Raw genomic sequence first — 24,883 nt, forward strand, 5'->3', positions numbered from 1 at the left:
CGCCTGCGGCGCGCGCATCCGCGCGCTGGGCGCCGGCGCGCTGCATCGCCTGCGCCATCCGACGCGCCGCGGCGTCGCGCTGACGCTCGCCGCGATCCCGGCGCTGGGCCTGCTGGTGCTGCTCGCGTTCGTCCCGTTCACGCCGAGCATCGGCGACATCCGCAAGGCGCGCATCGACCGTCCCGCGCGCGTGCTGTCCGCCGACGGCCAGCTGATCGCCGAGTTCCGGCCCGTCAACCGCGAATGGGTGCCGCTCAAGCAGATCTCGCCGCACATGGTCGACGCGCTGATCGCGACCGAAGACCACCGTTTCTACGCGCATCACGGCATCGACCTGCGCCGCACGATCGCGGCCGGGCTGCATACTTTCTCGGGCGACCGCCAGGGCGGCTCGACGATCACGCAGCAGCTCGCACGCAACCTGTATCCGGACGAAGTCGGCCGCGCGCCGACGCTCACGCGCAAGGTGAAGGAGCTGATCACCGCGTTCAAGATCGAGTCGGTGTACAGCAAGGACGAGATTCTCGAGACCTACCTGAACACCGTGCCGTTCCTGTACAACGCGTACGGCGTCGAAATGGCAGCACGCACCTACTTCGGCAAGTCAGCCGACCAGCTCGACATCGCCGAAAGCGCGACGCTCGTCGGGATGCTGAAGGGCAACAGCTACTACAACCCGGTGCTGAACCCGGAGCGCGCGGTACAGCGTCGCAACATCGTGCTCGACCGGATGGCGCAGATGCACATGCTGACGCCGCAACAGCTCGCGAAACTGCAGCGCCGGCCGCTGCGCGTCGACTTCGAGCCGCAGTCGGGGCAGCCCGGCCTCGCCCCGCACTTCGCGGTGCAGTTGCGCAAATGGCTGATCGCGTGGGCCGATCGCAACAACTACGACCTCTACTCGGACGGCCTCGTCGTGCGCACGACGCTCGACGCGCGGCTGCAGGACATGGCGACGCAGGCGCTGACGCGGCAGACCGAACGGCTGCAGGCGATCGCCGACGGCGCATGGCGCGGCCCGTCCGGCTGCGGGCTGCGCAACGACCTGTTCCGCGGCTTCATCCGCCAGACGCCCGACTATCGGCAGGCGCGCGACACGGGGCTGACCGACGTCGTCGCGCTGAAGCGGCTCGGCGCCAATCGGGATTTCATGCGCGCGCTGTGCGAGCGCAAGACGCAGGTTCAGGCCGGCTTCGTCGCGATCGATCCGCGCAACGGCGCGATCCGTGCGTGGGTCGGCAGCCCCGATTTCGGCAGCGAGCCGTTCGATCACGTGTCGCAGGCGCGGCGCCAGCCCGGCTCGACGTTCAAGCCGTTCGTCTATGGCGCCGCGTTCGCGGACGGCATGCGGCCGGGCGACACGTTCGTCGACCGCCCCGTGGCGATCCCGATCGACGGGCGCGCGGTCTGGCGCCCGACCGATGCCGAGCCGCCGACCGATGAGCCGATGACGCTGCGCGATGCGCTCGCGCTGTCGCGCAACCGCATCACCGCGCAGGTGATGCAGCACGAAGGCGCCGCGAAGGTCGCGCAGCTCGCCCGCGCGATGGGCGTGCGCGAGAGCCCGCTCGACGCGGTGCCGTCGCTGGCGCTCGGCACGAGCCCCGTCACGCTGAAGGAGATGGTGTCCGCGTACGGCACGATCGCGAACCGTGGCGTGTACGTCGCGCCGCAGATGATCACGCGCATCGAGGATCGCGACGGCAAGGTGCTCGCCGTCTTCGGCAGCGCACCGCCCGAACGTGCGTTGCCCGAGCCCGCCGCGCAGACGCTGGTCGACGTGATGCGCGATGTCGTCGATCGCGGCACCGGCGCCGACATCCGTTCGCGTTACGGCATTCGCGTCGACGTCGCCGGCAAGACGGGCACGACGCAGGACAACGCGGACGGCTGGTTCATCCTGATGCATCCGCAGCTGGTGGCCGGTGCGTGGGTCGGCTTCGACGACGGCAGCGTGACGCTGCGCAGTGACTACTGGGGCGCGGGCGCGCACAGCGCGCTGCCGATCGTCGGCACGTTCTACGACGCGGCGCTGCGCGCGAAGGCGATCGATCCGCACGTGCAGTTCTCGCCGGACTTCCGGCCGCGCAGCGCGCCGGTGCCGCGGCGGCGCACGCCGCATCCGGGCCTGTTCGACTGGCTGAAGTTCTTCCGCTGATCGGGGTGCCGGCGCGCCACGCCGGCATCCACGACGACGGCTCGGCCTATCGAAGCGTCGTCGTCGCTTGCCCGTCCGCGTACAGCCAAACGGGCACGCCGTCGTCGCGCAATGCGGCGACCGGTTCGCCCAGGCTCCAGTTCTGCGCGACCGCGACACGGCGGACGAACCACGGCATCAGCATTGCGTGTCCGTCGGCGGCATCGCGATCGTTGTCGAACAGTGCATCGTCACCGATCCGCGTGTAACGCGCCGGATGCAGCACGGTGCCGTCCGCGCGAAGCACCGTCGCCCGCACGTCTCCGCCGCCCTCATCCTCCACACAGGCCAGCCAGCCGTGATCGGCGCCCCAGAACAGGCCGGCCACATCGTCGTAGCGCCCCTGCACGAGCGTCGCGCCCGTCTCGAGATCGCAGATCGCGAGCTGCACCGGCTCGCCCGGCAGGACGCCGATCGCGTAACGCGTGAACAGCTCGCCCGGCACGGCTTCGTCATCGGGCAACCATGGCAGCGCCGCCATGTTGACGAAGTCGAACGGCGTCAGCACGCGGCCCTGCCCGTCGACGATCGCGCAACGGCCGTCGTCACGCCGCACGATGTGGCGGATCGCGCCGAGTTCGGTCAGCATGTCCGTCCGTTCGTCGTCGGTCAGCCGGGCGACTTCCGCATAATGCGGCTCGACGACGACGCGGCCTTTCGCATCGACGAGGCCGACGTGACCGCTGCGCCGCGCGACGAAGGCGCCGCATTCGGACGACCATTCGAGCGCGTCCCACTCGGGCTGCGCGCGCCATTGCCCGTCGCGCCCGATCAGCCCCCATCGTTCGCCCTCGGATACCGCCGCGACGGTGCCGTTCTCGAATTCATGCGCATCGTCGAAACGCGGCGGAATCACCCATGCGCCGCGCGTGTCGACGAAGCCCCAGCGGCCGTCCAGGCTCGCGGATGCGACCCCGCCCGTGAAATCGCCGAAATCGTCGAGCGACGGTTCGAGCGCCCACGTGCCGTCCGTGCGCACGAGTCCGAACCGCTCACCGACGCGCACGCAGGCGACGTCGCCGCTGAAATCCCACACGGCATCGAACGACGGTTCGCGCACGACCCGCATCTCGTCGCCATCGCGGTCGACATCGCCATCGGCGAACAGCAGGCCGACCTTCCCGTCGCGCTCGGCCCATAGCAGCCGGTCGTCACGCGCGCCGCTCGCCCACAGGTTCGTCCACTCGGGCGGCACGATCACGTGCCATGCATCGTTGGTTTCACGTCGCACACCCCACAGCCCGTTGCGTGCACGAAAGCTGAACATGCCGTAGCCGAGCCGGTCGCCATGCACTTCGCCGGCATCGAACAGCTCGGCAAACGTCACGCCGCGCGGCGGCTCCTGACGAACGAAATAGTGATGCAACATGCCGCCGAACCCGAAACCCCACGCCCAGTCGCGCCAGTCGGGCGGCGACTCGATCTCGAGCACATCGCGCACGCCGCGCACGTCGCGGAAATCCATGCAGTTCGCCACCTGCCACCACAGCCGCGTGCAGGTATCGCGTTCCTGGTCGATGTAGTCGTTCGGATCGCCGCCGTCGAGCCACGACAACTCGTCGAGATTCGCGGAAAACCGGGGTGCGCCGTGCGCGTCGCCGAGCGCGTCGATCGATTCGCCGAGATGACACACGACCGCATCGAACTGGCGCGCGAGCGCCGGATCGTCGCCCGGCAGCGGATACGCGACGACGAACGACGCGAGCCGGCTGAGTCGCGCAAGCGCAGTGCGCGCGTCGCTGGTGAGATTCGGCGTGCCGGCATCGCCGAACACGCGCTGATCGGTGATCGCCTCGCCCGCGCCGCCGTCGGCGAGCAGCACGCGCCACAGCAGCGGAAAGTGATTGTTGGATTCCGCGAGCGCGATCGTTCGCGCGTCGTCGCCGTCACCGGCCTGGAGATACAGCCATGATCGATTGCCCATCGGAAGGGTCGCCCTCGTTCTTGTTGTCGTCGTATTGCGTCGGTTCGCCCGCCGTCAGCGTGCGGTGGATGCCTTCAGCAGCCGCAGGATCTCCGGCGTGTCGGCGGCGTCCGCCAGCACTTTCGCGGACGGCTTCACGCCGGCGTCGAGCAGGCGCTGCACGCCGTCGACACGGCGCGCAGTCACCTCGCCGTCGAGCAGCGCATCGTCATGCAGCACGTCCGGGCTCGCCTCCTTCGCGAGCAGCACGAAGACCGAAGCCGCCGCGGGCGGATTCAATGCGTCCGGCAATGCGACGTCGGCGAGCCGGTACGGGTTGTTGTCACGAAGCTGCCAGCGCAGCATGCCTCGCGCCTGCAGCTTGCCGAGCACGGCGAGTGCATCCGGTTCCGGCAGTTTCACGATTTCGGCGACGAGGTCGCTCGCCTGCTCTTCACGGCCATCGCGCAGCGTGTCGGGCGGCGGCAGGTTCGGCACCAGCGCGTCGAGCACGAGTGCCTGCCGGCGCGCGCGATCGGGCGACGCCTGCGCGCCTGCGTCGGGCCGGTTCTGCCGCAGCAACTGGCCGGCCACGCGCCAGCGATCGTCGCGGCCGAGTTCGTCACGCGGCACCTGATGCGCGCGCAACAGCATGCCGAGCCGGCGCCACATCGTATCGATTTCCTTGTCGTCGTTCGACGTCAGGCCGTCGCCAACGATCTCGTCGAGCGCCTGGCCGCACACGAATGCGCGCTGCCGCACCGGATCGAGTTCGGCGAAATACGTGTGCGCGGGTTCCGGCAGCGCATCGAAGTCGGCCTGGCTCATGTCGGGCGGACGGTGGCCCGGGCACGGGCCCGCGCCGGCAATCTCCCGCCCCGCCACCGCCTTCACGGGCTCCGGCGGCGAATCGCCGCTGCGCGCGACCGGATACAGTTCCAGGCCGTTGACCTGAAAACCCTGCATCGCCAGCATCACGACGCCAGTCGTCGAATGCTTCGTCTCGAAGTTCTTGCCGGCAATCGATGTGACCTGATACGGGGCGCCGATCGGCAGCTTGATCAGTTCGCCGCCCGGCACGTCGAGCACGCAGGTGCCCGGCGGCGCCTTGTCGGGACCGTCGGTTTCCAGCTCGGCCTCGTGCGTCGGCGCCGTTTCGACACTCCACTGGCCGGCGTCGCGCACACGCAGCACGATCTCGCCGCCCACTTTCTCGACGCGCAGCGTCGCGGGTTTGCCGGCCGCCGGCGCGTAATCGCCGAGCAACGCATCACAGGCAGTGCTGGCCCGCGCGGACAGCGACGCGAGCAACAGCAGACAGAACAAGGGGGTACGCACGGCTGAAGCCTCTCTCTTCGAATTGTTTTGGGAATATCCGGCGCGACAGCGCACGGCGGCCGCGACACGACCCATCGCTACCGGACGCCAATATAGCGAACGCGGGCGACGTGTGCCAGCCGGCGCGTGCCCATAACGGCGATGTGCAGGGAAATGAAAAGGTGTGGAGTGGCGTGTGCCGGCTCAGGCCACCCGGACGAAGCGGAGCCGCCGCGCGTCGCGCACCATCGTCGTCATCGTTCAACGAGAGTGGAACCCGCATGACCCATAGCGCAGTCGCGATCGCGAACCTGCTGTACCGCGACGCGGAATTGCTCGACGCCGGCGGCCTGCCGGGCGTCGCGGAGCTGTTCCGTCACAACGAGTCGCCGGCCGGTTGAAGCACCGGCCGGCGTAAAACGCAGCTGCGTTCAGGCCGCCGCGAGCGTGGCAGCCAACGCGTCGAACTCCGGCGCCCACGCCGCACGCCACGCAGCCTTCGTCGCGTCGTCCACCCACGCGCCGTCGATCCCGTTCAGCATGAACTGCTTCAGCTCGGCCACGGTGAAGCCGAAATGGCTGAACATCAGCTCCCACGCCTCCGACGGATTGACCTTGTGCAGCGTCGGATCGTCGGTGTTCGGATGGATCCTCAGCCCGAGGCCCGGCATCTTGCGCATCGGGTGCCGTTCCGCCCATTGCTCCGGCGGCAGCGTGCGCAGGTAGTACGAATTCGTCGGCACGACGGTGAAGACGATCCCGCGCTCCGCATAGCGGGCGCACAGCTCCGGGTTGTCGACGATCGTATAGCCGTGATCGACGCGATCGACCTGCAACAGATCGACGGCCGTCTCGACGTTGCGCCACGGCATCCCGAATTCGCCCGCATGCGCGGTCGTGCGAAAGCCCGCCGCACGCGCATTGCGGTAAGCCTTCCAGAACAGCTCCGGCGGCCGGTCGTTCTCGCGATAGTCGATCCCGATGCCCGCGACTTCGTCCGCGCGATTCGCCTTCATCCATTCGACGATCGCCACCGCTTCGTCGGGATCCTGCTCGCGGTCGATGCTCGGGATCAGGCGCGCGCCGATCCCGAAGTCGCGTGCGGCGTCGCGAATACCCGTCACGATCGCGGCCTGCGCATCCGCATACGCGATACCCGACACACGCACCGTACCCGTCGGATTCCAGAAGAATTCCGCATGCCGGACGTTGTGCGCGGCCGCATCCTCCAGATACTCGTATGCAATCCGCCGCAGGTCGTCGGGCTGCGTGAGCAGATACTGGTCGAGCGCGCGCAGCACGTGCAGCACGCCGACCGGCTTCTCGCCGCGCGCATAGAACGCGTCGATCTCCGCGCGCTCGATCGGCGCGCCGCTGCGCTCCGCGAGTGCGACGAACGTGTCGTGCCGCACCGCGCCGAGCAGGTGGCAATGCAGCTCAACCTTCGGCAGCGCGCGGAAGAAGGCCCGATGGGCCGGCGTGATCTCGATGCCCGTGCGCGCGGCCGGGACGTTACCTGGTGTTCCCTTCATTGCAGTCTCTTTTTTCGGTAGTGCCGATGCGTCGCGAAAGCCGTCTCTCAGTGCGGCTTCACGACGGTCCAGAAGTAGTAGCCGAGCGGAAGCGCGAGCACGACGAGCCCCCACGACACGTCGCGCCAGCGGCCGGCCAGCAGCTTAACGAGCACGTAGCACAGCAGCCCGCCCGCGATGCCGGTGCCGAAGCTGTTCGACATCAGCGTGAGCAGCACCATCGACATCACGGGCAGCGCATCGGTGAAGTCGTCGAAGTGCGTATGGCGGATCGTCGCGAACATCGACAGCCCGATCAGGATCAGCGCCGGCGCGGTCGCCTCTTTCGGGATCGCGAGCGCGACCGGCACGAACAGCAGCATCGCGGCGAACAGCACGGCCGCCGCCAGCGACGACAGCCCGCTGCGGCCGCCGGCCTCGACGCCTGCCGCCGATTCGATCAGCGCGGTCAGCGCGGGAATGCCGAACACGGGCCCGAGCGTCGCCGCGAGCGAATCGACGAGGAACGGCCGGTTGATGTTCGGCAGGTTGCCCTGTTCGTCGAGCAGGTTCGCCTTCGCACCGACCGCGAGCGCCGTACCGAGCGTCGAGAAGAATTCCGCCGCGAAGAACGCGAACAGGTACGGCGCGGCTGCGAGGCTCAACGCGCTGCCGATGTCGAGCTTGAACGCAATCGGCGCGATACTGTGCGGCAGCGACACGAACGACGCGGGCAGATGCGTGACGCCGAGCGGCACGCCGGCCGCGGCCGCGACGAGGATCGCGATCAGGATCGCGCCGGGCACCTTGCGCGCCTGCAGCACGATCGCGACCGCGAGGCCGATCAGCGCGACGAGCGCGCCCGGCCGCGAGAAATCGCCGAGCGCGAACGCGTTGGTCTTCGCGTTCGCGACGACCATTCCCGCATTGCGCAGCCCGAGCATCGTGACGAACAGCCCGATCGACGCGCCGAGCCCGAGCTTGATCTGCACCGGTATCAGCCGCACCACCACGCCGCGCGCGCCGAGGATCGTCAGCAGGAAGAACAGCACGCCCGATACGCAGGCGATGCCGAGGCCCGTCTGCCAGCCGACGTGCTCGGTCGTCGCGAGCGTCACGCCGATGATCACGGAGCCGCCGATGCCGGGGCCGACGAGGAACGGCAGGTTCGCGTAGAGCCCCATCAGCGTAGTGAACAGCACGAACACGATGATCGTCGCGGTCGTCGCCGCGCCGCGCTCCATGCCGCCCGTCGCCAGCAGCGACGGGATCACGACGAGCAGGTACGCGGCTGCGAGAAACGACGTGACGCCCGCGATCGTCTCGGTGCGCACGCTCGTGCCGCGCGCGGCGAGCGCGAAGCGGCGTTCGAGCCAGTTGGCCGGCGCTCGCGCCGGCATCGTGTCAGTCGCTGACATGGTGGTTCTCCTGTGATTCCGAATATTGTCCTGTGTCGATTCACGCAGCGCGGTCTTATACTGCCGCGTACCGCATCCCCACCGTTATTGCCCGATGTCGTCCGACCGCTCGTCGCTGCTGCCCGCGCTCACGCTGCGGCAGGTCCAGCACTTCGTCGTGCTCGCTCACGCACGCAGCTTCACGCAGGCCGCGCAGGCGCTGTCGCTCACGCAGCCCGCGCTCACCGCGTCGATCCGACAGATCGAGTTCCTGCTCGGCGGGCGCCTGTTCGCGCGTTCCGCGCACCGGCTCACCCTCACCTCTGCCGGCGAAGCCGTGCTGCCGCTCGCCGAACGCCTGCTCAACCAGGCGCGCGGCACCTTCGACGACATGACGCGGCTCATCGGCGAACGTATCCAGACCGTGCGCATCGCGTTCATCCCGTCGGTCGCGGGCCGCCTGCTGCCCGCGCTCAACGCACTGCGCGACGCGCATCCGACGCTGCGCTTCACCCTCACCGACCTGCCGAACAGCGCGCTCGTCGAAGCCGTGCGCAACAGCGTCGCGGATCTCGGCATCGGCGTGCGCGAACCGGACGGCGACGACGGCACGCTGCGCTACCAGCAGCTCTTCGAGGACGAGATCGTGATCGTCGTGCGGCACGACGATCCGCTTGCCCGTGCGAAGAGCGTCACGTGGGCCAAGCTCGTCGATCGTGAACTCGCGGTGTTCGTGCGCGGCAGCGTCAGCGAATCGCTGCATCGCACCGGCGGCGCCGAGAAGCTGCGCCTGAACGTCACGTACCGGATGGAATACACCGAGCCGCTCTACGCGCTTGCGCGCAACGGCCTCGCGACCGCCGTGCTGCCGAGCCTCTACACGATGCATCTGCACGATCCCGAACTCGTCGCGCTGCGCGTCGACAAGCCGCGCGTCACGCGCGCGATCTCGCTGATCTCGCTCGCCGGCGACGATCGCGGCCCGCACGTGCGCGCGTGCCGCGAGTGGATTGCAAAGCACATCTGATTGCGTCCACGTTCACCGTTCATGGTTCGCCGCGTGACTGCCCGCCTTCAGGGCAGCTTCGCGATGCGCTCGACGAGCGCTGCGTAGAAGCGGTCCGCATCGACCTCGTTGATCCACGTCGCGTTCGCCGTGCGGCCGCTGCGCCCGTTCCAGTCGACGATGGTTTCGCCAAGCGTCCACTGCCCGGTCGTCTCGACCATCACGTTCACCTTGCGCCCGCCGAACAGCGTCGGATCGACGAGATAGCCGACCGCGGTCGGGTCGTACATCGGCGCGTCTTCGACGCCGCGCCGCTTCTTGTTGTACGCGAGTTCGGCATCCATGATGTCCGCGACGATCGCGCCGCAGCGGTTGCCGAGCGCGCGGAACGGCGCGACGCGTGCCGGCGTGATCGGCGCTTTCACCGCGACATCGCGCGGCAGCACGACGATCGGCACGCCGCTGCCGAATACGACTTCGGCCGCCTGCGGATCGACGTAGATGTTGAATTCGGCGGCCGGCGTGATGTTGCCGCGCTCGAAGAACGCGCCGCCCATCAGCACGATTTCGCGCAGCGCGCCGCGAATCTGCGGCGCTTCGACCAACGCGGTCGCGATGTTCGTCAACGGGCCGAGCGCGCACAGCGTCACGCTACCCGGTGCCGCGCGGCTCAGCGTATCGACGAGATACGACACCGCGTGACCGGCGGCAAGCGGTGCGCGCGGCTCGTGCAGTTCGACGCCTTCGAGCCCCGTCTTGCCGTGCACGTTCGCGGCCGTCACGAGGTCGCGCACGAGCGGACGCGGGCAGCCGGCGTAGACGGGCAGCGTCTTCGTGCGGCCGGCCCAGTCGCGGATGATCCGCGCATTGCGTTCGGTCAGGTCGAGCGGCACGTTGCCCGCGACGGCGGTCAACGCGCGCACGTCGAGCCGGTCCTGCGCACCCAGCGCGAACAGGATCGCGATGGCGTCGTCCTGCCCCGGGTCGGTATCGATGATCACCGTGCGGCGGGCGGCCTCGCCGCCGGCCGCGAACGCGCCCGTTTCGGGCAGCAGCGCGGTGCCGGCCAGCGCGGCGGACAGTTTCAGGAAGGTGCGGCGGGATGCGATCGGATGGGTCATGGTCAGGCGCTCAGAAAACATGCCGGACGCCGAGCGTCGCCATCATCTGGCGCGTGCCGGTCGAGCGCGCGTACGCGAAGATCTGCGCATGGTCCGCGTCGCCGGCCGCCTGCTGCGCGATCACCGTCAGCGCGACGTCGGTGCGTTTCGACAGGAAGTAATCGGCCTGCAGGTTCACCTGGTGCCATTTCGGCCGCTTGTCGATCACGTCGTACTTGCCGTTCGTGAACGCATACGCGGCGCCGAGGAAGAGCTGCGGCGTCATCGTGTAGACGACGTTCACGCCGAGGTTCTGCAGGTGCAGGTGCGAATTGTCGAGGTAATCGTAGCGCACGTCGGTAAACATCGCCGCGAACTGCGCGCGGCCGATCGTGTAGAAGCCGCCCGTGCCCGCGATCCGCTGCCGGCTCGCGTAAGCCGCCGGCGACATCGCACTCTTGCTGAAGATCAGCAGCGGCGACGCATAGTCGTTCGCGATCGCGCCGTCCTGGTTCGTCGCGCTGTACGGATGGTTGTACTGCGCATAGACCACGCTCCAGCGCAGCGGGCCCTGCTCGTAGCCGAGCCCGAAGCTGTATGCGCTGTTGTTCGCGAAGCCGGTCGCGTTGCTGAAGCCGTACAGCGCGGTGAGTTTCAGGCCGTAGTAGACGGGGCTCACGTACTTCACCGAGTTCTGCACGCGGATGTCGTTGTAGCCGTTGTCGTTGTCGCCGATGTTCACGCCGTTGCTCGCGATGATCACCGGCCCGATGTAGTCGTGGATCGCGTCGTACTGGCGGCCGAACGTCAGCGAGCCGTAGGTGCGGTCGGCCAGGCCGACGTAGGCCATCCGCCCGAACTCGCGGCCGTTCTGCGCGGCCGTGCCCGTCATCACGTTGAAGCCGTTCTCCAGCTGGAAGACCGCGGACAGCCCCTGCCCGAGATCCTCCTTGCCCTTCAGCCCCCAGCGCGGGTTCTGGTTCGTGCCGGACAGCGCCTGCCAGGCGTTCTTGCCGCCCTGGTTGGTCGCGAACCCGACACCGGCCGAGATCAGACCGTACAGCGTGATGCTGCTTTGCGCACAGGCATGCGTCGCGAAGGCGCCGAGCATCGCGAGCGGGGCGAGCTTGTAGAGAGTTTTCATCGGGTCGTGTGATCGGTGGTGGTCCAGGCGCGGCAGGGTTCCGCGAAACTGGCCTCGACTATACGAACCCGAATCGGATAACAAAAGTTTGCTTTTATTATGGTTCAATAAAACGGATTTATTCTCATCCGGATCGCTCCCGTGCTCGCCTCGTCGGTTGTCAGTCCGCCGTGTCGCCGCCCTTCGGCAGCTTCGACCACGCCTTGCGCCCCGGCAACGGCGACCACGCCGGCCGCGTCTTGCGTGCGCTGTCGATCACGACCAGGTAGCGGCCCGCGATCGGCGTGATGTCGCGATCGCGGCGCAGCACCCACAGCGACTTGCCGGCCTCGACGCGCGCCTGGTAGTCGTCGTCGAGCAGGCCGTGCTGGTCGAAGAACGTGTTCAGCGATGCGGGAATGCGCACGCACCCTTTCGAGTGCCGGATGCCCAGCAGCGCTTCGAGGCGATCGGGGTCGGTCGCATGCATCTGGAAGCGCATCGGCGACATGCCACCCTTGCCCCACCCACGCTCGCCGTCCACCCAGCCGAAGTCGTAGATGCGCATGTCGCGGTGCCCATAGCCGCGAATGCCGTTCTCGTTCGTCGTGCCTTCCGCGCGGAAATCCATGTTGTCCGGCGAGTGATGGAACACGCCGAGCGGCGTCAGGAAATGGTCGTACTTGCCCGGCAGCCCGGTGCCGACCGGCGATGCGCCGATCATCATCCATGCGTTGGCCGGCGTCGCGCGGAAGTAGATGAACAGCGCCTGGACGTTCGGCGCGCGGTCGACCATCGCGATGTATTCGCCGGCGAGGTCGCCGAGGTCCGCGTCGGCGAGCGCCTTCTGGAGCCGCTCGCCGTACGCGCGCTGCTCGCTTGCCGGCACGTTCAGGCGCCGCGTGACTTCCTGCGTGAAGCGCTTGCGCATGTCGATCGCGTGCGCCGTCGCATTTTTTGCCTCTTCGGCCGACAGGGGCGGATGCTGGCGCGGCGGTGTCGGTGCGGGGGCCTCGGCTTCGCTGGCGGGCGCGGCAGAAGCGGCCGATGCAGGTGCCGCGGCGGATGCTGCGGATGCTGCGGATGCGCCCGAAGCACTCGATGCGCCCGACGCTGGGCTGGCAGGCTCCACGGGATGCGCGTGTGATGCGGCAGGCGCGGGCTTGGCCGCCGACGCACCCGACGATGCATGCGCCGCCGAAGCGGGATGCGCCCGAGAAGCTGCCGACGCGGGCGACTCGACTGATGAGGATGACGTAGCGACGGGCGACGATGCGTCGGACGCCGCAAAGGCAGACCGCTCGACGAACACGGAGATCGGCAGTGCCGCAGCGATCCCAATACACGCAGCGGCGACACGGGCAAGACAACGCGGCTTCGCAAATCGCCGCGTGAAGCTGAAAGGCATCATACGTTCGAAGCCGTCGGCCGATCCGTCCGCCGCATGCTGCAGTTGCGGGCGGCGCATCTTCCGCGCGAGCCATCGACACGTCCGGCGCATCGTGTGCGCCCGGCGCCGACGCCTCTTCGCGGCGGAGCCGTTCGCTGTTGCAACGCGGTCGGTCCGATGGCGGCTAATGAGTCGTCAGGCCCTTCATTTTACGCGTTTCGGTAAGAATCGGCAGGCGCGAACGTCGCGGTTTTTCGCTTCGTCACGCTTTGTTTCAACTCGTTGCCGCTCGCTTTTTCGTTACGTGGCAGTCTCGCTCATTGGGCGTTCGAGATCGATACAGGAAGCGGTGTGTTTCGCCAACGCACGACAGGATCTTCAAATCGATTCGTATGCCAGATCATTCCCGATACGCGGTACACACCCTGCGCGCGATGCAATCGCCATCGCATCGCACGCACGCCGCACGAATCGTGCGGCATGCGTGCGCAACCACCGGTTACTTCGAGATGGTTTCGAGCGCGATGCCTTTCGTGCGCGGCCCCATGAACCCGATCGCAGCCATCACGATCACCATCGCGCCCGCGATGAACGCGAACACGCCGAAGGTGCCGAAGCCCTTCAGCACGGCCGCGATCACGAACGACGAGAAGATCGCCGAGAAGCGGCTCCACGAATAGACGAAACCGACGGCCCGTGCGCGGATCGACGTCGGGAACAGCTCGGCCTGATACGCGTGGAAGCTGTACGACATGATGTTGCTGGCGAGCGTGAGGCCGATGCCGAGCACGATCAGGAATGCGCCCACCGTCGTCTGGCTGAACAGCAGCCCGCAGACGACGATCGCCGCCGCCATCGCGACGATCACCGACTTGCGCTCGAAGCGGTCGGCGATCACGAGGCCGATCAGCGGGCCGATCGGCGCGGCGAGCGCGATCACGCTCGAATACATCAGGCTCGACGTGATCGTGATGCCCTGCTTGATCAGCAGCGTCGGCACCCAGTTCGCGAAGCCGTAGAAGCCGACCGTCTGGAACACGTTGAAGATCGTCATCATGATCGTGCGGCTGCGATACGGCTGTACCCACATGTCGCGGAAGCTGCCGCGCGGCGGCACGGGCTCGGCAGGCGCGGGCGGCGGCAGCGGCCGGCCGTATTCGGCTTCGACCTTCGCCTCGAGCGCACGCATGATGCGATCGGCTTCTTCGACCCGGCCCTGCTGCGCGAGCCAGCGCGGGCTTTCCGGCAGTTCGCGGCGAATCCACCACACGAACAGCGCGCCGTGCGCGCCGATCAGCACGACCCAGCGCCAGCCGTCGAGGCCGAACGGGGCGTGCGGCACGAGCAGGTACGCGAGGAACGCGACCACCGGCACCGCGACGAACCCGACCGCCTGCTCGCACGCGAATGCGCGACCGCGGATCTGCTTCGGGACGAGCTCGGAGATGTACGTGCCGATCGTCACCATCTCGACGCCGAGGCCGAGACCGACGACGAAGCGCCAGAAGTTCAGCCCGGCGGCGGTGTCCTGGAACGCCATCACGACGTTGGCGGCCGTGTACCACAGCAGTGACCAGGTGAAGATCGCGCGGCGGCCGAAGCGGTCGGCGAGGAAGCCGCACGCGATCGTGCCGATGAAAAGCCCGGAGAACAGTGCGGCGATGAAGCTCGCGACGCCCGTGGTGCCGAACAGGCCGTGCGTCGTTGCCGACAGGATTCCGCTTTTCACGAGGCCGGGCGCGACGTAGCCGCTATAGAGCAGGTCGTAGAGCTCGAAGAAGAAGCCGAGGCTCAGCAGGACGACGAGTTTCCAGACGGTGCGGGTGGGCGGCAGGCGGTCGAGGCGGGCCGAGATGGAGCCGGGGTCGATCGCCGCGACGCGGGTGGCGCCCGCTGCGGCGAGCGGGTCGGGCTGGGTGGATGCCATGGTGGCAAGTCTCCGGATTCTTGATTGTCTTGGCGCTACCAGAGGGGCGTTGGCGAGCGGCTTCGCGCATTTTAGCGAGGCGAGCGGCGGAACACATCAGTCATCTGACGCGCGGTCGCGCGCCGCAACGCATAGGAGCAGCCTTGATCAAGCCAGTTCCACCGTCACTGGCGATCGGAGCACAACGTCATACGGGCTTCACCGCCGGCCAATCGACGCTCTCTGCATCCAGAAATTCGACTCCCTTGATGCCACGCCTGATGGCTTCGTGGCGAAATTCCTCGGAGCAGATCAGCGCGTTGCTGCTCCCTTCCATGCCGATCAGCTTGAAGATAGGGCATGCGAAATCGTCGGATACAACCAGTTTCCTTATTCTTGCGATTCCGCCAAATTTCCCGTCTACAAACTTCGATTCGCCGCCGTCCACCTCTTCAGGTCGAAAGCTCGGGAAGATCGCAACACAATAGCCGTCTCCCGATGCGGGCGTTCCTTCCAAAGACAAAATCTTGACCGGTGCGACGTCCACCATCGGGACGTTCAGTTCAGAAACGACAGCACCAAATCTTTCGCTCATCAGGTAATGAAAACCCAAGTCTGCGCGGACATCAAAATCGTACCGGTCGTCTTTGGTGATGAAGACGACGCCATCCGGAAATTTTTCGTGCGCCTTCCCCCGCGACGGGTTTGCATACCAGGGGAAGTGCCCGACGTCTACACTCGTGGCGTCCTGATGGTACTTGTCGTACAGCGCGCCATTCAGCATGCCGATCGGGCATCCCGGGTCTGCTCTTTGAGACAGAACGTAATACTTCACGGCAGACAGTTCCTCGCCCGGCAAACCCAACTATCGCTAATCGCAAGCATCAGCAGAAGTACTCGCGCCCCTTTTGTACCACCGGCCTCATCTGGCCGTCTTGCTTCTCACATTGACATTGGGTCCGTGCGCACAAACAACATCAAGCCACCGGACTTTTGATCAACGGCTCCGAGTGGCGCGACCTTGGATTCACCTCTCCCCAAGCGTCAAGCCTTTGAGATTCACCAACAGATCGGTCAGCGAGTCAGCCGATCTCTCCAAAAAATTCGGGTTCATTACCCCCATCCCCACTTCAAATACTTCTCCGGCAGAGTTAATCAGAATTGCTTGGCCACCGCTATCATCCCCGATCATAAAATATCCAGGAAGATACTTCTGGACTTCATATTCGACATTTCTCTCAGGCAAAATTTCTATTTCATGAAGAGCCAAGCAACCCGCTGAATTTAGACCGTTAGTAATCGAAAGAAATTCAACGTATTCTTTAGGAAAAGACAACCCAGCCTTCGCCTCTGCAACATTAATCTGGCTAAGGGTCGCCGGGATTCTGAGTTCGAAGTGTTGGCCAAGATACGCTTTATTTAGCATTGAAATCTCCCAAACAGTCGAAATATTTGTAATTCTACCGTATCGCTCGTCGCACGACGGCTTCTGGGACACCCGCTGCCCTCATCTGCCGAGCAGCCTCGTTAAACTCTGTCCGTACATCCGTATTGAAGCCGTTTTGATTTTGGAATGCCCGCTGCATACCCGAGATTTGGGTGTGGACGGATCCCGAAGTGCTCGGCATCTCGCTGATGCCTTCTTTATCTAGTCAAACGCGAGGGGAAACGTATGCTTCATGTGCCCCCGCCTTGTCGGCTACCACCTTCATCGCACCGATCCCTCGCGCCTTTACCGATTTACATGAAATCTAGCCAAGTTGAAGAAAAAATTTACCTAACTCTGCGTTCTTCCTCTCAAGCTCAGCACTATCAACAAACAGATATCCCATTCCATCTGAAAGTATGCCCTTATAATTCGGCAGCGCCAAATCAAGGTCACCACCGTATATCGACATTCTTCTATGCATGCATGGCACTGCAATTGAGCGCTGCAACCATGCATCTACTCCGTCAATTTTCGAGGCAAGATTCTCAGAATCGTCAGCATCACTGCTCAGTGAAATTGCGACCCCACCAACTTCGTTGATCTCACTTGCGCCTTCATTTCGGAGGGATTCACTCGCTAGGTACCCGACAACAACCGCCTCAGAGCGTCCATCCCTTTCACGAAGCTGCCGATAATGCCCAACCTGATCTCTTACGTACGGAATAAATATGGAAATCCAGAAATTATCGCCTTTAAGGTTTTCATTGAACCACCACCCGGGAAGGCTCATCAGATGAGTTAAAGGTTCGCCGTTACCAGATACGGGCCATTGAATTTCGGCCGGAAGATAAGCTCCTCCACCGACGTATGCATCACCTTTGGTCGGCCTCAAGGGGGAAAAAACCAGTTCCTTATACACTTTCACCTCCTCAAATCATTTATCACAACAGCAATCGAGCGTCCTCAGATAAGCCATTGCCTTCTTGCGAAGCTTCTTTGCATCGGCGGCAGAAACACCAGATTTTCGAATTGCCCCCTGCCAAACATCCATCTGTCTCTTCGATGGCCGGCCCGTTTTTGGATCAAAATCAAATTCATTTGTACCAAGCCCCAAATGCATTCTCGCCAGAGCATTCTCATTTGAGTGAATTGAGTCATGAGTATTTGGCTCAACTGCAATCGACGGATTATCCTTGTTTCTGCGTCGCTTGTTGGCACACCCCATTCTCACCAACGCCTCGTGGCGAACGAGCTCATGAACTTCGAGGCCATCACCTACATTATCGCCTCCATTTAAGCTTCCATAGGTGCCAATTTGGTTCTTTGCTGCAAGGCCGAACGGATCAACGAACTGGACAGGGCTCGGTGCGTATTGATAGACGTTGATGCCACCAGCGAGTCCGATCGGGTCTTTGGATACGAATCGCCCGCTACTCGGATCATAGTACCGATTCCGGTTATACCTCAGCCCCGTCTCCGCATCCTCCTGCTGCCCCTGAAACCGAATCGGGTTCCTCGCCACGATACCTGCCCGCTGCGACACCCGCGCGATAACCTCCCGCGCTTCGCCCCAGGCCCGATACGCCGCCTCCCACACTACCTCGCCGGCCTCGTCCGTCATCAGCAACGGCGTACCGATCTGATCACAGTGGTAGTAAAACAAATGCGCGCCCGACTGCCGTTCCGGCACACGTTGCAGCGGATCATTCTCCGGCACATATGGCTCGCCTTCCCGCCACACCGGCGTCTGAATCCCCGCAACCGGCTGCGCCGTCACATATTGGGCAAGCGGGACGAACGATTCCGGCTCGTACACATACTGCGTCGCGCCGCCCTCGCTGCTTTCATAAGCAAGCTGATCGCCATCCCAGCCGAACACCGTCCGCACACCATCGACATCCTTGCCAATCCGGCGTCCAAACGGATCGTAGAAATACCGCGCTTCATGCTGCCGCTCAGATTCCTCGACACGCGCGATTCTCAACCGGTTGAATCCGTCCCACTCGTACTCCTGCCTACCCGACGGCGAACGCTTCCCGATCAAATTCCCGCGCGCATCGTATTCGAAGTGCGTGCCAGCGTATTCCTTCAACAGATTGCCGAGCACCTTCGGCACTTCGGGCGGCAACGTGCTGTCCACGCTGTCCGGCACCACCGGGCTCGCTTTCGCCAGCCCCGGCGTGCGCGCGTGCTTGGGACTGCCTGGATCAAGGATGTTGCTCGCCGGGTCGAACGCAAAATGCTCCGCGCCGAGCGGCCCGATCGCCGCAATGAGGCGGCCGATCGGGTCATAGCGATAACTGATCAGCCCCTTGCGGCTGTCCTCGATATGCTCGAGTTGTCCAACGGCATCGTACCGATACCGGCGCTCGGCCAGCGCAGCCGGCGCATTCGATCGCCGAACCGCCTGCCGTGCAATCCGGCCGGCCGGATCGTATTGCGTCTGCTGCGCCAGCTTGCTCGACAGCGTCCGCCCCGTTTCGCGGTGCAGATCGTCACGCTCGAACTGGATTCGCTCCTCGCCATCGAGCACGAGCCCGTGTACGTGACCAGAGCCATAGGTCAGCCAGTCCAGCACATGCCCATCGGGTCGAACCGTCTTGATCCGCGTGCCGATTTCATCGTATTCGTGATGCCAAACGTAGCTGCGCGATTCGCCGAACAACCGGTAAGCGTGATGCTCGCGAACCGGATTACCGACCGGATCGAAGAACACCTGCATCCGGCTATGACTGTTGCGCGCCTCGATGAGCCGACCGCTCGCGTCGTACGCGAACCGCTCCTCGCTGGCACCCGAGATCCGGCGCGTAATGCGGCCGGCCTGATCGAACTCGAGTTCCGTCACCTGCCCGGCCTCATCGATCTTCACCGGCTGCAGCGTGCCTTCGGCGTATCCGTACGTCGTCCGCTTGCCGTCGAAACCGATCTCTTCCAGCAAGCGCCCCGCAGGATCGTAGTGGAACTGATAGGTCGCGCGATTCGCATCGGTCAATGCAGTCAAGCGACCGAGACGATCATAGCGATATGAAAGCGTATAGCCGAGCGCATCGACGCGGCTTGCCACACGCCCCGCCACGTCGTACGAAAAACGCGTGACGCGCTCCATCGGATCGGTTTGGGACAGCAACCGGCCTTCCGCATCATGCGTGAATCGAACAGTACCTGCCGCCGACGATATCTCGCTCAACCCGCCATTCTTGCCATACTGGTAGGCCGTGGCATTGCCCGCGGCGTCGATCGACTGCGCGAGTCTCCCGTCGCCGTCGTACTTCCACTTCGTCACCTTGCCCGAGCAGTCGGTGTACTGCAGCAATTGCCCGGCGTCGTCATAGACGAGCGAAGTCGCACCGCCCTTGGCATCGATCGTCTTGATCGGCATCCCTGCCGCGTTGTACGCGTACTTCGTCTCACGCCCGAGCGGATCCTTCTGCCCCACGAGATTGCCCGCGTCGTCATACGAACGCTCCCACACGTACCCTTCGGGATCCTTGAGCCGAACGAGCTGATCCTTGTCGTCGTACTCCATCGCGACAACCGCCCCGTCGACGCGATAGTGCTTCGTCATGTTCCCGCGCGCGTCGTAGTCCATCTCCTCGATGCCGCCGTCGCGATGAACGTGCATCACCAGGTTGTTGTCCTGGTCGCGCCGCATCCACTCCTCGGTGCCATCCGGATACGCGATCCGGTACATGTACCCGCGGATGTTGTAGTAGTACCGCGTGACGTTGCCCAGCGCATCGGTCACATACGTCAACCGGATGTTCGGATGCCACATCAGGCGAATGTCGTGACTACCGTCATCGGCATATTCACGCACGCACTGTGCGTTCGTATTGTCGTCGCGCTCGGCCCCGTCCCACTCGAGGTTCATGCCGCGGCCCGTGCGATCCGTGTAGCGGGTAATCAGGTGGCGATGGTATGCATACTGGCGTGCGTTGCCGTAACGATCAGTTGCCCGAACCAGGTCGCCGTTCTCGTCGTATTGGTACTGCGCGAGTGTCCTGCGGGTGTTCGCGTCGACGATCTGCTCGATCGTTGCGATACGCCCGTGACTGTCGTGACGAAACGCGAGCGTATGCCCGGCCGAGCTGACGAGCCGCGCCAGGCGATTCGCGTCGTCGTAATCGAGCGCGATCGTATTTCCCGCGCGGTCCTTCTGCAATGCGAGGCGGAACGAATCGCCGCGCTTCTCGTAGACATGAAGCAAATCGTGACCGTACGCGACAGTCACCCACGTGTCGTCGAGCCGGCTCAGCGTGACGCCTTCCACGCGATCGTCGTGAACAGCACCTGCCGCGAGCGCCGGATATTCGATGTTGCGGCCGGTTGAGTCGCTGTAGATCCACTTACCGCCCCGAACATCGATCCGCGTCATGTACGGCGACAGCCAGCGCGCGCCCAGTTCGCCGTCGTCGTATCCGGCCAGCCGGGACCGATAGACCCGCATCCACACGACAGGCATCGCACCCGGCAATTCAAAATCGGCATGGGAAAACGTCTCGTCGCCGAACGAATAGCTGATCGAACCGATCGATACGCCCTTACCGCACTCTTCGCAATGGTTGACGCCAGAGCCCTTCGCCTTGGCCTCCTTCTTCGCCGCTGCAATCGGTACCTGCGGCCGCCGGGCCTCTGCTTCCGTCGTGCCCTGCGACTTGATCGATGCGGTCCGCATCGCTTCACGCTTGTGCCGCAATGCATTGATCAGCTTCAGAAGCAGCCACATCAGCTTGCCTTCGTCGCTGCCCTTCAGTTCGTTGATCTTGGCGACCACCACCGGCGCCAACGTGCGCAACGACGCCGCAATCGAGCGAATCGGCGCGACGTACTTCTCGGGAACAAGCCCGGCCGCCGTGCTGCCGGCGGAGTTGGCGTTGCGCTTGCCCTTCGCCACCAGGGACTCGGACAGATAACCCCACGCCCCCTTTACCTGGTCCGTGCTGAGCCATCCGCTCTTCTTCATCAACTGCCGGTATTCGGCGGCTTCCCGTTCGTTCTTCGTCGGATCGAACAGCTTGCCCGCCACCACCGCGTCGATGCCGTCGGCCAGACCCGTGAAGATCTCCTGCGCTTTCGCCGCGCAGTGGTCGATCAGGTCGTTGACCACGGCCTGCAGTTTCGTCAGGAAGTCCTCGACCTCGGTCGAAAACGACGCCTGCACGTGCGTGACGACGATCGACACGACCGCGGCCCCGATGTCGCGCTTGTGAATCAGTAGCTGGTTACGGATCAGCGCCAGCAGCGGCCGTGCCGTAAGGCGCATCGGCGCCAGTACCGGCGGAAACGGAATCACGCCGATCAGGTTGATCGCCAGCCCGAGATAGTCGAGCAGTTCACCGCCGCGCTTGCGGATGATCGAGACGATGTCGGTCAGCGCGTCGGCCAGCGCCATGAGGTTGTTGAGGACCGGAATCATGCTGGCCACCGTCGCCAGCCGGTCGACGTTCACGTAGCCGTCCGTCACGCGGATCAGCCACGCGTTGAAGCCTTCGCCGGACGCCACGACATCGTCCGGATGCACATCGGTCAGCCACGGGGTGGCCTGCTCATATTCCGCGCCCGGCGGGAGTTTTTGATCTGCCATGCTCTCAGGATTCTTCTCGTTGTTCGTTTTTTCGGCCCGCGGCAGCCGTCCCCGGTTCATCTCGTGGACGTCGTGCCAGCGACCCGCGGCATTGTACCGACGAATGGACGACCGGAAAATGAAAGGTGACGGCTCTCGGGCCCACACCCGAAACGGGCCATTGCACCCTATTTGTTGGCAGGCCTTGCCCCGAATGTTATGTAAATTCGGTAACCATCTATCTGGCCGATCAGCGTCACCGGGCACCATGAACCGCGACCTTTCCTGCGTGGCACGATCAACGCAAGCCCGGTAAACCGGGGCACAAGCCGCCGGACGTGGCCCGTCACCCCCTCACCGCGCCCCAATTCCGCCCCCGCAGATTCGGACATCGCTCGTCCCCACACCCCGGTAACATGCTACCGGGCCAACCACCGGCTTCCGGGCGCCTTTCGGCGACCTGAATTGTCGGCAAATCGTAAGAATTCCATGTCCATACAACGACTATCCACCTACGCTCGCCGGATCGCCCTGATCGCGCTGCTGCAGTTTGCGGCGATCGCGACCGCGTCGGCATTTCCGGCGGCCGCCTCGGCCCCGAACGCGAGCGGCGTCGGCGCGCCCGTCCCGGCCATCTCGCTGAACGACGCCGTCGCGCAACTCAAGCAGATGCAGGCCGAACTGGACCGCATCAAGCAGCAGACCTCGACCGCGTCCAACAGCAAGGAGCTGGACGGGCTCAGCGACTCGACGCAGGAGCTGAGCACCGATGTCGAGAAGCTGCAGAGCGATCTCGTGCCGCAGCGTGCGCAGATCCAGGGGCAGCTCGACGTGCTCGGCCCCGCCCCTGCGGAAGGCGCCGCGCCGGAAACGCCGGCCGTCGCGAAGCAACGGGCCACGCTCAACGCGCGCAAGACGCAGCTCGATGCAGCGCTGAAGCAGGCCGCCGACCAGAAGGCCAGCCTCACGAACCTGAACGAGCAGTTCGCGAAGCTGCATCGCGGCCTGCTGAAGAACCAGCTCGCGTTCCGTTCGGGCGGCATTTTCAGCGCGCAGTTCTGGCTGCCGCTGTTCCATCTTTCGCCGGACGACACCCAGCGGCTCGGGGATTTCGACGAAGAAATGCTCGACATGCTGCGCTCGTCGTGGGTGCCCGGACAAAAAGCGATCACGGTGCTGCTGCTGGTCGCCGCGTTCGCGGCATGGATGGGCGGCCGCCGGCTCATCGAGCGCGGGCTCGCGTGGTTCTGCGTGAACCGCCTGCCGGCCACCCGTTTGCGCCGCAGCGCTCTGGCGTTGTCGACCACGCTGTCGACGCTGCTGGCAACCGCCATCGCCGTCCAGATCTTTTACCTCGCTGTCGCGCGCCATTACGACCTCACGCCGGCGCTGAACGATCTGTGGGACCAGTTCGCGAAGCTCGCCACAACCTGTGCCCTGATCGCCGGGCTCGGCCGTGCGCTGCTCTGCACGAAGCATCCGTCGTGGCGCCTGCCCGCGCTCGCCGATCCCGTCGCGCTCGCGATGAAGCCGTTCCCCGGCATCCTGGCCGCGCTGCTGCTGGTGTCCGGCACGCTCGAATCGATCAACCGGATCGTCGACACCAGCCTGTCGGTCACGCTGTTCGGCCGTGGGATCGTGTCGCTCGTCGTCGCGGTGACGGTCGGTGCGTCGCTGCTGCGCTCGAACCGCGCGCGCAGCGCGCTCGCGGCCGCCGGCGAAGCGCCCGAGCATCGCTCGACGCTCGCCGGGCTGATCCATGCCGCCGTCACGCTGGCCATCGTCGCGACCCTGATCGCACTCCTGATCGGCTACATCACGGTCGCGCGCTTCATTACCTACGAGCTCGTGTGGTTCGAGATCGTGCTGGGCGCCACCTACATCCTGATCCAGTTGACGCGCGACGCGAGCGAAAGCCTGTTCTCGTCGAGCCTGACGACGGGCCAGCAGATCAAGCACCTGTTCGCACTCGAGGATCGTCACCTCGACCAGGCCCGCACGGTCCTGTCCGGCTTCGGCACGAGCCTGCTGATGCTGATCGCGGCCATCGCGCTGCTGACGGGCGGCTTCGGCACGACGCCGGGCGACCTGCTCGACAGCGCGGTCGCGATGATCGGCAGCCAGCGGCTGCAGAGCCTGAACATCATGCCCGACCGGATCATGAACGCCGTGATCGGGTTCGCGATCGGCTTCTACCTGCTGCGCTCGCTGCGCCGCTGGCTCGACAACGAGTTCATGCCCGCGCTCGGCATGGATACCGGGATGCGCGTGTCGCTGATCACGCTGTTCACCAACGTCGGCTACGTGCTGCTCGTGCTGATGACGCTCGGGCTGCTCGGCGTCCGGTGGAACAACCTCGCGTGGATCGTCAGTGCGTTGTCGGTGGGTATCGGTTTCGGCCTGCAGGAGATCGTGAAGAACTTCGTGTCGGGGCTGATCCTGTTGACCGAGCGCCCGGTGAAGGTGGGCGACATGATCAGCATCGCGGGCGTCGAAGGCGACATCCGCCGCATCAACGTGCGCGCGACCGAGATCCAGCTCAGCGACCGCTCGACCGTGATCGTGCCGAACTCGCAACTGATCTCGCAGAACCTGCGCAACGTGACGATGGGCAACAGCACGCAGGGCGTCGCGACGCTGGTGCTGACGTTCCCGCTGAACACCGATCCCGAGCAGGTGCGCGACCTGCTGCTCGAAGCCTATCGCTCGCATGCGGCGATTCTCGAGAAGCCGGCGCCGTCGGTCACGTTCAGCCAGCTCACGCCGGACGGCATCACGCTGAGCGTGACCGGCTACGTGTCGAGCCCGCGGATCGCCGGTTCGACGAAGAGCGACCTGCTGTTCGAGATCCTGAAACAGTTGCGCGCGGCGGAAATCACGCTGTCGAGCCCGCAGATGCTGGTCGTGCAGAACATGCCGGCGGCGGGAGACGCATGACGCGGCTCGCGCGCTTGCCGTCGCGCAGATGAACGAAGGGCCGGCACCGCAACGCGGCAGCCGGCCCTTTCTACGCCTGCGCAGCGCCCATCCGGGCGCCCCGC

At 65.1% G+C, this 24,883-nt stretch carries 15 protein-coding genes; 3 read left to right on the plus strand and 12 right to left on the minus strand.

Features of this window, described 5'->3' with window-relative positions; all coding sequences use genetic code 11:
* Positions 1–16 precede the first annotated feature (16 nt).
* Positions 17–2,158: a transglycosylase domain-containing protein gene (locus F3J15_RS23725; RefSeq protein WP_166894450.1), complete on the plus strand. Its 2,142-nt coding sequence runs from the start codon at positions 17–19 to the stop codon at positions 2,156–2,158.
* Positions 2,159–2,204: 46 nt separating this feature from the next.
* Here the strand turns inward: F3J15_RS23725 and F3J15_RS23730 are convergent, their stop codons facing one another.
* From F3J15_RS23730 to F3J15_RS23750, 4 genes are all read right to left on the minus strand, one after another.
* Positions 2,205–4,121: a WG repeat-containing protein gene (locus F3J15_RS23730; protein ID WP_166894403.1), complete on the minus strand. Its 1,917-nt coding sequence runs from the start codon at positions 4,119–4,121 to the stop codon at positions 2,205–2,207.
* Between the two features lie 54 nt (positions 4,122–4,175).
* Positions 4,176–5,438 (minus strand): hypothetical protein, encoded by a 1,263-nt coding sequence (locus F3J15_RS37825; RefSeq protein WP_240159122.1) that lies wholly within the window; start codon positions 5,436–5,438, stop codon positions 4,176–4,178.
* Between the two features lie 410 nt (positions 5,439–5,848).
* Positions 5,849–6,949: an adenosine deaminase gene (gene add, locus F3J15_RS23745; RefSeq protein WP_166894405.1), complete on the minus strand. Its 1,101-nt coding sequence runs from the start codon at positions 6,947–6,949 to the stop codon at positions 5,849–5,851.
* Between the two features lie 47 nt (positions 6,950–6,996).
* A complete protein-coding gene (locus F3J15_RS23750) occupies positions 6,997–8,346 on the minus strand; it encodes an NCS2 family permease (RefSeq protein ID WP_071331954.1) in 1,350 nt (449 codons plus the stop codon).
* A 94-nt stretch (positions 8,347–8,440) separates the two neighbouring features.
* Between F3J15_RS23750 and F3J15_RS23755 the strand changes: the two genes are divergently transcribed.
* On the plus strand, positions 8,441–9,352 hold the full coding sequence (locus F3J15_RS23755) for a LysR family transcriptional regulator (protein WP_166894407.1): 912 nt from the start codon (positions 8,441–8,443) through the stop codon (positions 9,350–9,352).
* Between the two features lie 47 nt (positions 9,353–9,399).
* On the opposite strand, the gene F3J15_RS23760 is transcribed toward F3J15_RS23755, so the two are convergent.
* The 8 genes from F3J15_RS23760 to F3J15_RS23800 all read right to left on the minus strand — a co-directional run bounded on the left by F3J15_RS23760 (position 9,400) and on the right by F3J15_RS23800 (position 21,863).
* Positions 9,400–10,452: a nucleoside hydrolase gene (locus F3J15_RS23760; protein ID WP_166894409.1), complete on the minus strand. Its 1,053-nt coding sequence runs from the start codon at positions 10,450–10,452 to the stop codon at positions 9,400–9,402.
* A 10-nt stretch (positions 10,453–10,462) separates the two neighbouring features.
* A complete protein-coding gene (locus F3J15_RS23765) occupies positions 10,463–11,575 on the minus strand; it encodes a porin (protein WP_069252496.1) in 1,113 nt (370 codons plus the stop codon).
* Between the two features lie 160 nt (positions 11,576–11,735).
* Entirely contained in the window at positions 11,736–13,055 is a 1,320-nt protein-coding gene (locus F3J15_RS23770; protein ID WP_166894411.1) for a hypothetical protein, read from the minus strand.
* Positions 13,056–13,443: 388 nt separating this feature from the next.
* Complete coding sequence (locus F3J15_RS23775; RefSeq protein ID WP_089475565.1) at positions 13,444–14,871, minus strand: MFS transporter; 1,428 nt, start codon at positions 14,869–14,871, stop codon at positions 13,444–13,446.
* A gap of 187 nt (positions 14,872–15,058) precedes the next feature.
* Positions 15,059–15,685, minus strand: a complete 627-nt coding sequence (locus F3J15_RS23780; protein ID WP_166894413.1) for a hypothetical protein — start codon at positions 15,683–15,685, stop codon at positions 15,059–15,061.
* A 192-nt stretch (positions 15,686–15,877) separates the two neighbouring features.
* Positions 15,878–16,276: an SMI1/KNR4 family protein gene (locus F3J15_RS23785; protein WP_166894415.1), complete on the minus strand. Its 399-nt coding sequence runs from the start codon at positions 16,274–16,276 to the stop codon at positions 15,878–15,880.
* 325 nt (positions 16,277–16,601) lie between these two features.
* On the minus strand, positions 16,602–17,198 hold the full coding sequence (locus F3J15_RS23795; RefSeq protein WP_166894419.1) for a hypothetical protein: 597 nt from the start codon (positions 17,196–17,198) through the stop codon (positions 16,602–16,604).
* 15 nt (positions 17,199–17,213) lie between these two features.
* Positions 17,214–21,863 (minus strand): RHS repeat-associated core domain-containing protein, encoded by a 4,650-nt coding sequence (locus F3J15_RS23800; protein WP_166894420.1) that lies wholly within the window; start codon positions 21,861–21,863, stop codon positions 17,214–17,216.
* Positions 21,864–22,331: 468 nt separating this feature from the next.
* Between F3J15_RS23800 and F3J15_RS23805 the strand changes: the two genes are divergently transcribed.
* On the plus strand, positions 22,332–24,779 hold the full coding sequence (locus tag F3J15_RS23805; RefSeq protein ID WP_166894422.1) for a DUF3772 domain-containing protein: 2,448 nt from the start codon (positions 22,332–22,334) through the stop codon (positions 24,777–24,779).
* The last annotated feature ends 104 nt before the right edge of the window (positions 24,780–24,883 follow it).

It is taken from the genome of Burkholderia sp. Ap-955 (assembly GCF_011753045.1).
GTDB classification, from domain to species: Bacteria; Pseudomonadota; Gammaproteobacteria; order Burkholderiales; family Burkholderiaceae; genus Burkholderia; species Burkholderia lata_D.

What these genes read in the sequence shown, in the direction of transcription:
- F3J15_RS23760 (WP_166894409.1), bottom strand. Translation starts at nt 10,452, where the DNA reads ATGACCCATCCGATCGCATCCCGCCGCACCTTCCTGAAACTGTCCGCC.
- F3J15_RS23765 (WP_069252496.1), bottom strand. Translation starts at nt 11,575, where the DNA reads ATGAAAACTCTCTACAAGCTCGCCCCGCTCGCGATGCTCGGCGCCTTC.
- F3J15_RS23730 (WP_166894403.1), bottom strand. Translation starts at nt 4,121, where the DNA reads ATGGGCAATCGATCATGGCTGTATCTCCAGGCCGGTGACGGCGACGAC.
- F3J15_RS23770 (WP_166894411.1), bottom strand. Translation starts at nt 13,055, where the DNA reads ATGCGCCGGACGTGTCGATGGCTCGCGCGGAAGATGCGCCGCCCGCAA.
- F3J15_RS23805 (WP_166894422.1), top strand. Translation starts at nt 22,332, where the DNA reads ATGTCCATACAACGACTATCCACCTACGCTCGCCGGATCGCCCTGATC.
- F3J15_RS23755 (WP_166894407.1), top strand. Translation starts at nt 8,441, where the DNA reads ATGTCGTCCGACCGCTCGTCGCTGCTGCCCGCGCTCACGCTGCGGCAG.
- F3J15_RS23785 (WP_166894415.1), bottom strand. Translation starts at nt 16,276, where the DNA reads ATGCTAAATAAAGCGTATCTTGGCCAACACTTCGAACTCAGAATCCCG.
- F3J15_RS23750 (WP_071331954.1), bottom strand. Translation starts at nt 8,346, where the DNA reads ATGTCAGCGACTGACACGATGCCGGCGCGAGCGCCGGCCAACTGGCTC.
- add (WP_166894405.1), bottom strand. Translation starts at nt 6,949, where the DNA reads ATGAAGGGAACACCAGGTAACGTCCCGGCCGCGCGCACGGGCATCGAG.
- F3J15_RS23800 (WP_166894420.1), bottom strand. Translation starts at nt 21,863, where the DNA reads ATGGCAGATCAAAAACTCCCGCCGGGCGCGGAATATGAGCAGGCCACC.
- F3J15_RS23775 (WP_089475565.1), bottom strand. Translation starts at nt 14,871, where the DNA reads ATGGCATCCACCCAGCCCGACCCGCTCGCCGCAGCGGGCGCCACCCGC.